Annotated in this window: 10 protein-coding genes; 3 read left to right on the forward strand and 7 right to left on the reverse strand. The window is 73.7% G+C overall.

Features of this window, described 5'->3' with window-relative positions:
- Nucleotides 1-94 precede the first annotated feature (94 nt).
- The 5 genes from glpK to FKD65_RS02875 all read right to left on the reverse strand — a co-directional run bounded on the left by glpK (nt 95) and on the right by FKD65_RS02875 (nt 5,019).
- Complete coding sequence (gene glpK, locus FKD65_RS02860; protein WP_141576001.1) at nt 95-1,612, reverse strand: glycerol kinase GlpK; 1,518 nt, start codon at nt 1,610-1,612, stop codon at nt 95-97.
- Nucleotides 1,613-1,646: 34 nt separating this feature from the next.
- A complete protein-coding gene (locus FKD65_RS02865) occupies nt 1,647-2,489 on the reverse strand; it encodes an MIP/aquaporin family protein (RefSeq protein WP_240809938.1) in 843 nt (280 codons plus the stop codon).
- A gap of 83 nt (nt 2,490-2,572) precedes the next feature.
- Nucleotides 2,573-3,895, reverse strand: a complete 1,323-nt coding sequence (locus tag FKD65_RS02870) for a thiamine pyrophosphate-binding protein (RefSeq protein ID WP_240809939.1) — start codon at nt 3,893-3,895, stop codon at nt 2,573-2,575.
- Between the two features lie 18 nt (nt 3,896-3,913).
- Nucleotides 3,914-4,249 carry a thiamine pyrophosphate-binding protein gene (locus FKD65_RS45330; RefSeq protein WP_240809940.1) on the reverse strand — a complete coding sequence of 112 codons (336 nt, stop codon included), beginning with the start codon at nt 4,247-4,249 and terminating at the stop codon, nt 3,914-3,916.
- Nucleotides 4,246-5,019 (reverse strand): cyclase family protein, encoded by a 774-nt coding sequence (locus tag FKD65_RS02875; RefSeq protein ID WP_141576002.1) that lies wholly within the window; start codon nt 5,017-5,019, stop codon nt 4,246-4,248. Before FKD65_RS02875 ends, FKD65_RS45330 begins: the two co-directional genes overlap by 4 nt.
- Nucleotides 5,020-5,252: 233 nt before the next feature.
- On the opposite strand from FKD65_RS02875, the gene FKD65_RS02880 reads away from it, so the two are divergent.
- On the forward strand, nt 5,253-6,392 hold the full coding sequence (locus tag FKD65_RS02880; RefSeq protein ID WP_141576003.1) for a serine hydrolase: 1,140 nt from the start codon (nt 5,253-5,255) through the stop codon (nt 6,390-6,392).
- 87 nt (nt 6,393-6,479) lie between these two features.
- A complete protein-coding gene (locus FKD65_RS02885) occupies nt 6,480-7,325 on the forward strand; it encodes a siderophore-interacting protein (protein ID WP_141576004.1) in 846 nt (281 codons plus the stop codon).
- A 13-nt stretch (nt 7,326-7,338) separates the two neighbouring features.
- On the opposite strand, the gene FKD65_RS02890 is transcribed toward FKD65_RS02885, so the two are convergent.
- On the reverse strand, nt 7,339-8,709 hold the full coding sequence (locus FKD65_RS02890) for an AarF/ABC1/UbiB kinase family protein (protein WP_168220921.1): 1,371 nt from the start codon (nt 8,707-8,709) through the stop codon (nt 7,339-7,341).
- A gap of 82 nt (nt 8,710-8,791) precedes the next feature.
- Entirely contained in the window at nt 8,792-9,442 is a 651-nt protein-coding gene (locus tag FKD65_RS02895; RefSeq protein WP_168220922.1) for a QsdR family transcriptional regulator, read from the reverse strand.
- Between the two features lie 91 nt (nt 9,443-9,533).
- Between FKD65_RS02895 and FKD65_RS02900 the strand changes: the two genes are divergently transcribed.
- Nucleotides 9,534-10,367: a cyanophycinase gene (locus FKD65_RS02900; protein ID WP_141576005.1), complete on the forward strand. Its 834-nt coding sequence runs from the start codon at nt 9,534-9,536 to the stop codon at nt 10,365-10,367.
- Nucleotide 10,368 lies beyond the last annotated feature (1 nt).

Raw genomic sequence — 10,368 nt, forward strand, 5'->3', positions numbered from 1 at the left:
GCGGCGGCCGGCCCGGGCGGGACGGCGCCGTCTCGGCGGATGCTAGATCAACTACCCGCGGCGCAGGAGCCCCACCGTTCGCTTCAGCCAGTGCTTAGTCAACTTCCACCCAGCCATATGTGCGCTCCACGGCCTTCTTCCAGCCCGCGTAGCCCTCCCGTCGCTGGTCTTCGTTCCAGGTGGGGTGCCAGCGTTTGTCCTCGTTCCAGTTCTGGCGGAGTTCGTCGGTGGTGTTCCAGAATCCGACGGCGAGGCCGGCGGCGTAGGCGGCGCCCAGGGCGGTGGTTTCGGCGACGACGGGTCGCGAGACCGGGACGCCGAGGATGTCGGCCTGGAGTTGCATGCACAGTTCGTTGGCGGTGACGCCGCCGTCGACTTTGAGGACGTCCAGGGAGACGCCGGAGTCTTCGCGCATGGCTTCGACGACGTCGCGGGACTGGTAGCAGATGGATTCCAGGGTGGCGCGGGCGAGGTGGGCGTTGGTGTTGTAGCGCGAGAGGCCGACGATGGCGCCGCGGGCGTCGGATCGCCAGTAGGGGGCGAACAGGCCGGAGAAGGCGGGGACGAAGTAGACGCCGCCGTTGTCGTCGACCTGGCGGGCCAGCGATTCGCTCTGCGCGGCGCCGGAGATGATGCCGAGCTGGTCGCGCAGCCACTGCACCGCCGACCCCGTCACCGCGATCGAACCCTCCAGCGCGTAGACGGGCGCGTCGTCGCCGAACTTGTAGCAGACGGTGGTGAGCATTCCGGCCTTGGAGCGGACGAGTTCCTCGCCGGTGTTGAGCAGGAGGAAGTTGCCGGTGCCGTAGGTGTTCTTGGCCTCGCCGGGCGAGAAGCACACCTGCCCCACGGTCGCGGCCTGCTGGTCGCCCAGGATTCCGGTGAGGGGCACCTCGCCGCCGAGCGGGCCGCCCGCGCGGGTCGTCCCGTAGGCGTCGGGCGCCGAGGACGGTTTGATCTCCGGGAGCATGGAGCGCGGGATCCCGAAGAACGACAGGAGCTGGTCGTCCCAGGACAGGGTCTCCAGGTCCATGAGCATGGTGCGGCTGGCGTTGGTGGGGTCGGTCACGTGCACGCCCCCGTCGGTCCCGCCGGTGAGGTTCCACAGGACCCAGGTGTCGATGTTGCCGAACACGGCGTCGCCGTTCTCGGCGGCCTCGCGGACCCCGTCGACGTTCTCCAGGATCCACTGGATCTTGCCGCCGGAGAAGTAGGTCGCGGGCGGCAGCCCGGCGCGGTGCCGGATCGTCTCGCCCCTGCCGTCGCGCTCGAGCGCGGACGCGATGCGGTCGGTGCGGGTGTCCTGCCAGACGATCGCGTTGTAGTAGGGGCGGCCGGTGCGCCGGTTCCACACCACGGTCGTCTCGCGCTGGTTGGTGATGCCGAACGCGGCCAGGTCGCCGTGGGACAGGCTCGCCTTGTTCAGCGTGCTCTCGATGACCGAGCGGGTGCGCTCCCAGATCTCGGTCGGATTGTGCTCGACCCAGCCCGCCCGGGGCAGGATCTGCTCGTGCTCGAGCTGGTGGCGGGCGACCTCGTTGCCGCCGTGGTCGAAGATCATGAATCGGCTGCTGGTCGTGCCCTGGTCGAGCGCCCCGACGAAGTCGGCCATGGACTCTTCCTTTCCGCCCGTGCGAACGGGCACCTCAGGTGACGTCGTACTCCGGCTTCGGCTCCGTGGGCAGGGCGCCCTCCTCCTCCGGGAGGTTGCGCCCGACGAGCAGGAGGAACAGGCCGGCGCCGAGCACGCCGCCGATCAGCGGCCCGAAGATCGGCACCCAGAAGTACAGGCCGCCGTACTGGTCCCGCCAGGCGGTCTCGTACCCGGTGATGTACTGGGCGAGCCGGGGCCCGAAGTCGCGGGCCGGGTTGATCGCGTAGCCGGCGTCGGAGCCGAACGCCATCCCGATCGCCACCACCACGAGGCCGATGATCAGCGGGGCCAGGTTGGCGAGCGGCGGCGCGTTGCGGACGTCGGTGAGGGCGAGGACGAGGAACAGCAGGATGGCGGTGCCGATCACCTGGTCGCGGAACGCGCCCCAGGTGCCGACCGGGAGCGAGCCGTTGCCCGGCAGGGTGGAGAACACGAACTGGGACTTCAGGGTGTGGCCGGGGTCGAACTTGGCGAGGATCTCGCTGTAGTCCCACCGGACGATCAGGGCGGCCACGAAGGCGCCGAGCGTCTGCGCGAACCAGAACGGCAGCACCTTGCGCCAGGGGAACCCCTGGAACACCGCCAGCGCGAGGGTGACGGCCGGGTTGAGGTGCCCACCGCTGATCCTGGCCGCGACGTACACGCCGAGCGTGACGCCGATGCCCCAGGCCCAGGCGATGCTGTCGTGGTTCCCGAGGCTCTGCGGCTCGCCGAGCCCGCTCCCCGCCACGACCTGGGCGACGACGCCCACCCCGAACAGGATCAGGATCAGCGTGCCGGCGAACTCCGCCGACATCTCCCTGGCGAGTTCGGGGAGCCTCGGCCCTCGCGTCATGTCTCCTCCTCGGGCGTGTGACCGGGCCGCTGCGGGCCGTGATCGTGATCGTTCCCAAAGAGGACGGTGCTACACAGAGTTATCTAATGACCCCGGAACGCTTCCTCCAGCCACCATGAGGGGGACCGCCGGGTGGTCTTGGCGTCCACCACCATCGGCCGGTCGCGGGGCCCCGCCAGCCAGTCGGCCACCGCCGCGAGGTCGGCCGGTGCCCGGACGGTCGCCGCCGCGCAGCCGAAACCGCGCCCGATGGCGGCCAGATCCGCCGGCGGGAAGGTGACGTTGCCGAGCGGGTGCCCGCCCGGGCCGAAGTGGTGCACCTCCGCGCCGTAGGCCTCGTCGTCGTAGACGAGCACGAGCAGCCCGAGCCCGAGCCGGACGGCGGTCTCCAGCTCCGCGACCGACATCAGCGCGCCGCCGTCGCCGAGCGCGGCGACGGTGAGCCGGTCCGGGCGGGCCGCGGCGGCGCCGATGGCGGTGGCGAGGCCGAGCCCCACCGACTGGAAGGCCTGCGTGAAGACGAGGCCGTCCTCGTCGGGGACGTCGAGGAACATCGCCGGGTAGCCCATGAAGTTGCCGGAGTCGACGGCGACCGTGCGCTCGCGCGGCAGCATCCCGTCCAGGGCGATCGTCAGCGTGCGCGGGTCGATCCGGGGGCCGCCCCCGCCGTCGTCGGGATGCTCGTCGTAGGGGACGTCCTGCCAGCGCCCCTCGCCCTCGAGCCGCTTCGCGACCTCGGGGGTGCGGTAGCCGGCGGACCGGTGACCGCGCGCGTCGAGCTCGGCGGAGACCGCCCGCGCCGTCTCGGCGGCGTCGCCGATCAGCCCGAGGTCGACGGGGCGGTGCGCGCCGAGCGCGTGGGCGTCGACGTCGACCTGCACGACCGCGGCGTCCCTGGCGATGAGCGCGCCGTGCCGCGTCGTCCAGGCGTTGAGGGAGCAGCCCCAGGCGACGACCAGGTCGGCGCCGCCGATGAGCTCGGCCGCGGCGGGCGTGGCGAACCCGCCGCTGACGTCCAGGGCGAAGGGGTCGCCGGCGAACAGGCCGCGCGCCACCGCCGACGTCGCGGGCAGCGCCCCGCAGCGCGCGGCGAGCTCGGAGAGGGCGTCGCGGGCGCCCGACAGGCGCGCGCCGCGGCCCGCGACGAACACCGGCCGCAGCGCGTCCTGGAGCATGTCGGCGAGGCCGTCGACCGCGGCGGGCGGCGGCACCGGCAGCGCCGGCACCCGGCCGGGCAGGCTCCGCGCGGACGTCCGGGCCGCGGCGTCCGGCAGGTCGGCGGCCTGCACGTCCAGCGGGAGCCCGAGCAGCACGGTGCGGCGCTCGGCCACCGCCGTCCGGCAGGCGCGCGCCACGTCGGCGAGGGCGGTCTGCGGGGAGTGGACCCGCTCGGGGACGGCGCCCACCGCGGCGGCGATCGCCGCCTAGTCGACGCGGAAGTTGGAGCGGACCGCGCCGGCGGCCACCTCGCCCGCGACCACGAGCAGCGGCGTGCGGCTCTTGGCGGCCTCCGCCATGCCGGTGACCGCGTTGGTGAGGCCCGGCCCCTGATGGACGGTCGCGACGCCGAGGCCGCGCCCCACCCGCGCGTAGGCGTCGGCCATCGTCACGGCGCCGGCCTCGTGGCGGGCGGCGACGAACCGGGCGCCGTTCGCGACCAGCGCGTTGGTCACATGGAAGTTGCCGCTGCCGACGACCCCGAAGACGGTGCCGGCGCCGAACCGCGCGAGGGCCTGCCCGACGGCCTCAGCGACGTTCATCGCTCGATCAGCGCGAGCACGCGGGCGGGGCTGCCCGAGCCGCCGACGATCGGCAGCGGCGAGGCGAGCAGCACGGCGCCGCGGGCCGGGAGGCGGTCGAGGCCCCGCAGCTGGGTGAGTCCGTACTTGCCCGCACCCAGGAAGTAGGAGTGGCACGGGAACGGCGGGTCGAAGCCGTGGGCGGCGCCCGCGTCGGTGCCCACGGTCTCCACGCCGAGCCCGAGCAGGGGCGTCTCCTTGGCGAGCCACCGGGCGCACTCGGCGGAGATCCCCGGCGTGTGCGGGCCGTTCTCGTCGGCGTTGAGGAAGGCGTCCTGGTCGGCGGCGCGGGCGTCCCAGCCCGTCCGGTAGAGGAGCCAGCCGCCGTCCGGGAGCGGGCCGTGCTCGCTCTCCCAGGCGCGGACGTGGTCGATCTCCAGCAGGAAGTCGGGATCGGCGGCGGCGTGCTCGGAGGCGTCCAGCACCACGGCGGGGGCGACGAGCCGGGCGGGCGGGACCTGCGAGACGTCCTCCCCGTCACGGCCGGTGGCCCAGTGCACCGGGGCGTCGAAGTGGGTGCCGACGTGCTCGCCGGTCTCGATGTCGTTCCAGTACCAGGCCGGCCCGCGGTCGTCGTACCGGCTGATCTCCCTCAGCCGGAACGGGACGGTGTTGGCGAACGGCTCCGGCAGCCGCAGGATCGGGGTCCGCTCCGACAGCGGGGCGGTCAGGTCGACGATCTCGACGGAGCCGTCGGAGACGGCGGCGAGCAGGTGGGCGAGCACGGACATCGTTCCTCCGGCGGCGCGGCGATGACGGGGCGCGGGGATGAGAGGGCGCGCGAATCCGTCGAACGTACCGCAGACGGTCCTGTTCGGAGGGTCACCGGACGCAGGCCGCGGGCCTTTGTGCCGCGGCGCCATGTCCGCCGCCGGATTTCGTCGCCCCGCACCATGGACGCGGAGGCGCCGCGCGCTCACCATCGGGGCGGAACCCCGGCCGATCCCGCCCCCACGGAGGTCCGATGCGCCGCAGCCCCTGGACGCTCGCACTCGCCGCAACCGCCGTCACCGCCGCCCTCGCCGCTCCCCCGGCGCACGCCGCTCCCCCGGCGCCCTCGCCGCCGCCCGCGCCGCCCGCCCGCGTCACCGAGGCGGCGCGGGGCTTCGACCCCCTGGCGCCCTCGTCCGACCCCGTCGGCCTGCGCCAGGCCTACCGTCCGCTCAAGGTCACCTACACCTACGAGGGCCGCGAGCACACCCTCGACGACTACCTCGCCCGCACCGGGACGCAGGGCTTCGTCGTCCTGGACCGCGCCGACATCGTCTTCGAGCGCTACGCCGCCGCCGACCGCGACACCCTGTTCCAGTCGTGGTCGATGGCGAAGTCGTTCACCTCCGCCGCGGTCGGCATCGCGCTCGGCGAGGGCCTCATCGACTCCATCGACGACCCCGTCACCCGGTACGTCCCGGAGCTGGGGGGGTCGGGGTACGACGGCGTCTCGCTGCGGGACCTGCTGCGGATGTCGTCGGGCGTCCAATGGACGGAGACGAACGACGTGCCGTTCGTGCACGTCGCCGCGAGCCTCGGGTATCCGCTGACCGAGCTGGCCAGGCAGCGCAAGCGCGGATGGGAGCCGGGGACGCGGTTCGAGTACACGAGCATGAACTCGTTCGTCCTCTCCTGGGTCGTGGCCAAGGCGACCGGGGTCCCCTACCACGCCTACGTCCAGAAGAAGATCTGGGGACCGGCCGGAATGGCCTCCAGGGCGTTCCTCGGCAACGACTCCAACGGCAACAGCATGGGCTACTGCTGCTACTACGCCACCGACCGCGACTTCGCGCGGTTCGGCCTGCTGTACCTGAACGGCGGCCGGGCGAACGGACGCCAGGTCGTCCCCGCCTCCTGGGTGGCGGAGTCGACGCGGCCGTCCGCCCCGTTCAACCAGGGGTACGGCCTGCAATGGTGGCTCGGGGAGAACGGCGACTTCTCCGCCAACGGCCTCGGCGGCCAGCTCATCTGGGTCTCGCCCCGGAACGGCGTCGTCATCGTGAAGTCGACGCTGGCGACCGTCCTCGCGGAGGAGGAGACCGGCGCGGCGTTCGAGGCCCTCGCGGCCGAGGTCGCGCGGACCCGTCCGGCACCCCCGGACGCGGCGCGCTGACCGCCGGGCCCCGCCGGGGAACATTCCGGATGAATCAGAGGTTAGGGTTCCCTAAGCACTGTGATCCGGATCATCTGAGGGGACCGTATGGCGACGGAACCGGCACGCAAGGGACGCAGGCTCCACCGGGGGACGGTGCTGCGCACCGAGCGGCTCACACCGCACATGATCCGCGTGGTCCTGGGCGGCGACGGGCTCTCGGAATTCGGCGCGGGCGAGTTCACCGACCACTACGTGAAGCTGCTGTTCCCCCGGCCGGGCGTCGCCTATCCCGAGCCGTTCGACATGGAGCGGGTCCGCGCCGAGCTGCCGCGCGACCAGTGGCCGAGCACCCGCACCTACACCGTCCGGGCGTGGGACGCCGGGGCGCGCGAGCTGACGATCGACTTCGTCCACCACGGCGACAAGGGGCTCGCCGGCCCGTGGGCGGCGAGCGCCCGGCCGGGCGAGGAGATCTACTTCAACGGCCCGGGCGGCGGCTACGCGCCCCGCGCCGACGCCGGCTGGCACCTGCTCGCCGGCGACGAGAGCGCGCTGCCCGCGATCGCCGCCTCCCTCGAACGCGTCCCCGAGGGCGCCCCCGTCCGGGCCCTGATCGAGGTCGCGGGCCCCGAGGAGGAGCAGGCCCTGCGCACGCCCGGCGACGCGGAGATCGTCTGGCTGCACCGGGGCGGCGGCGAGGTCGGCGACCTGCTGGTCGAGGCCGTCCAGAAGCTGGAGTTCCCCTCCGGCGACGTGCATGCCTTCGTCCATGGCGAGGCGGGCCTCGTCAAGGCGCTCCGGCGCCACCTGCGCGTCGAGCGAGGCCTCCCCCTGGACCGGCTGTCGATCTCCGGCTACTGGCGGCGCGGCCGCGACGAGGACGGCTGGCAGTCCGGAAAGCGCGACTGGAACCGGCAGGTGGAGCAGGAGGAGGCCGAGGCGCTGGCCTGACCGCCGGGCGGGCTCAGGCGGTGACCTGGGCCTGGCCGTCGAGATCGGGGCCCGCGCCCGGGTCGGTGCCGGCGGCGAACCCCGGCAGCCAGCGCTCGGCCTCGGCGCGGAAGGCGCCCTCGGCCTCCAGCTGGCAGAGGACGCCGCCGCAGCCGGAGAGGGCGCGGCTGACGGCGAGGTACTGCGGCGGCAGGCGGAACGCGCGCGCGAGGGCCCCGGGCCGCAGGTCGGAGGCGAGGCCGAGCCCGCGGGCGGTCTGCTCGCGCAGCCATTCGCGGGAGTAGCGGAAGCGCTCCACGGCGAAGGGCGCGGCGTGCGGGGCTACGAGCGCGGCGACCTCGTCGGGGTCCACCTCGGCGTCGCCCACGAGGAAGCCCTCCTCGAACAGGGCGTCCACGATGTCGTCGGGGTCGCCGAGGGTGCCGATGCGGGTGAGGCGCCCGATCGACCACTGGAGCTCGGCCGGGACGCGGGCGGCGCCGCCGAAGTCCATGACGCCGAGGCGGCCGTCGTCCAGCAGCCGGAAGTTGCCCGGATGCGGGTCGATGTGGATCATCTCGCAGCGGACCGGGCCGGACAGCAGGAAGCGGAACAGCAGCAGCCCGGCGCGGTCCCGGGTCTCCTGGTCGCCCTCGGCGATCACCCTGGCGAGCGGGGTGCCGTCCAGCCACTCGGTGACGAGCACGTGGCCCGACTGGGCGACGACGGCGGGGACGGCGAAGTCGGGGTCGCCCGCGTAGGCCTCGTGGAAGGCGGTCTGGGCGCGGGCCTCGTCGACGTAGTCGAGCTCCTTCTCCAGGCGGCGCTTGAGGTCGGCGACGATCGGCTTGACCTCCACGCCCGGGAACAGCGGCGTGACGAGGCGGCTCAGGCGGGAGATCTGGTTGAAGTCGCTCATGAGGGCCCGGGCGGCGCCCGGGTACTGCACCTTGACCGCGACGGTGCGGCCGTCGTGCCAGACGGCCTTGTGGACCTGGCCGATGGACGCGGCGGCGGCCGGGGCGTCGTCGAACTCGGCGAACATCTCCCGCCAGTCCGGGCCGAGGCCCTCGGCGAGGACGCGGTGGGTCGTGGCGGCGGGCATGGGCGGCGCCGCCTCCTGCAGGCGGGTCAGGCTGGCGCGGAACGGGCCCGCGACCTCCTCGGGCAGCCCGGCCTCGAAGATCGAAAGCAGCTGCCCGACCTTCATGGCGCCGCCCTTCAGCTCGCCGAGCACGGCGAACAGCTGCTCGGCGGTGCGGCGCTGGACCTCCAGCGCCACGGCCTCGGCGGGACGGCCGATGGTGCGCTTGCCGAGGCCGAGCGCGGTGCGCCCGGCGAACCCGAGCGGGAGGGTCGCCAGCTTGGCGGTCCGCGTCACCGCGCGGCGGGGGATGTCGCTCACGGCCCCTCTTTCGACGATGCGTCCAATGACTTCAGCCTCTCATGGGGAGCAATGCCGCGAAACGGTCACACCCCGACAAGGTTCAGCGTCCGGCCGCGCCCGGTGATTCCCCGCCGCCCGGGCAGGGCCGCAGCAGCAGCTCGACGACCTCCAGCGCCTGGTCGATCTCCGGCCGGTTCCCGCCCAGGTAGTGGGCGTACATGAAGGAGTCGGCGACCCTGACGATCGCCTGCGCGAGCGTGCGGGTCGGCAGCCGGGTGTGCAGCGCGCCGCGGTCGATCTCCGCCTGCAGCTCGGCGGTCAGCAGCTCGGTGGCGCGGTCCTCGACCGCGCCGGGCATGGTCGCGAGCCTGATGAACAGCCTGGGCTCGCGCTCGGTGAACGCCTTCAGCGGCCCCGCGTCCACCACCGCGCGCATGAACCGGTCGAGCAGGGCCAGGACCCGCTCGGCGCCGGCGCCGCCGACATCGCGCGTCGCCGCGCGGTAGGTGCGCTCGGTCATCTCCCCCAGCAGGGTGCCGAGGAGCTGCTCCCGGCTGCCGACCCAGCGGTAGAGGGTGGCGCGCCCGACGCCCAGCTCGGCGGCGAGCGCCGACATGTCGATCGGCTCGCTGCGCAGGTAGTGGGCCGACGCGGCGGCCAGGGCGGCCGCGCGGCCGCCCTGGGGCGGAGACGAGCGGGCCGGGCCGGAGGGCGGCCGGACGGCGTCGTCCGCGGAAGCGGGGCCGCTCATCAGCCCAGCATGGCACAGCCGCCGCGGGAGCGATCCAATGACTTGTCGCGTTCGCACGACTACAGCCGGTTATCGGGGGTAGCTAGCAGGTGTGAAGCATGAACACGGGGGCGCCGGACGCAAGGGCCGGCTGCTGATCATCGGCGGGGCGGAGAACCGGGTCTGCGGTTCCGGGCCGCTGGAGACGTTCGTCGAGCTGGCGGGCGAGGAGGACGCGCGCGTCGTCGTCATCACGACGGCGACGGAGGTGCCCGAGGAGGTCGCCGAGGAGTACACGGCGGTGTTCGGGCGGCTCGGCGTCTCCTCGGTGCGGGAGCTGCGGCTCCTCGGCCGCGCCGCGGCCGACGACGCGGCCACGCTGCGGGCGCTGGAGACCGCGACGGGGGTGCTGTTCAGCGGCGGCGACCAGTCGCGGATCCGCACCCTGGTCGGCTCGCGGACCAACGAGCTGCTCAAGCGCCGGCTCGACCAGGAGGGCCTGGTGATCGCCGGGACGAGCGCCGGGGCCACCGCGCTCGGCCACTGGATGATCCTCGGCGGGCGCGGCCACGAGGTCGCCGCCTCCAGCGTGAAGGTCGGCCCCGGGCTCGGCCTGCTCGACAACGTGCTGATCGACATGCACTTCAACGAGCGGGGGCGGCTGCCGCGGCTGATGAGCGGCATAGCGCTGGACACCCGGCTGCTCGGGGTGGGCATCGACGAGGACACGGCGATCGTGGTGGGCGACGGCCGGTTCGAGGTCGTCGGGACGGGCGTGGTCACGGTCGTGGACGCCGGGCAGGCGACGGTCGCCTACGCCGCCTCCGACGACGAGCCGATGGCCATGCTCGACGTGTCGCTGCACCTGCTGCCGGCCGGATGCGCGTTCCAGATGAACGACAGGCTCCCGGCGATCGGCGACATGCGCGGCCCGGAGGAGGGGTAGC

Source organism: Actinomadura sp. WMMA1423 (assembly GCF_006547145.1).
Classification (GTDB): Bacteria; Actinomycetota; Actinomycetes; order Streptosporangiales; family Streptosporangiaceae; genus Spirillospora.

What these genes read in the sequence shown, in the direction of transcription:
- glpK (WP_141576001.1), bottom strand. Translation starts at nt 1,612, where the DNA reads ATGGCCGACTTCGTCGGGGCGCTCGACCAGGGCACGACCAGCAGCCGA.
- FKD65_RS02865 (WP_240809938.1), bottom strand. Translation starts at nt 2,489, where the DNA reads ATGACGCGAGGGCCGAGGCTCCCCGAACTCGCCAGGGAGATGTCGGCG.
- FKD65_RS45330 (WP_240809940.1), bottom strand. Translation starts at nt 4,249, where the DNA reads ATGAACGTCGCTGAGGCCGTCGGGCAGGCCCTCGCGCGGTTCGGCGCC.
- FKD65_RS02875 (WP_141576002.1), bottom strand. Translation starts at nt 5,019, where the DNA reads ATGTCCGTGCTCGCCCACCTGCTCGCCGCCGTCTCCGACGGCTCCGTC.
- FKD65_RS02880 (WP_141576003.1), top strand. Translation starts at nt 5,253, where the DNA reads ATGCGCCGCAGCCCCTGGACGCTCGCACTCGCCGCAACCGCCGTCACC.
- FKD65_RS02885 (WP_141576004.1), top strand. Translation starts at nt 6,480, where the DNA reads ATGGCGACGGAACCGGCACGCAAGGGACGCAGGCTCCACCGGGGGACG.
- FKD65_RS02895 (WP_168220922.1), bottom strand. Translation starts at nt 9,442, where the DNA reads ATGAGCGGCCCCGCTTCCGCGGACGACGCCGTCCGGCCGCCCTCCGGC.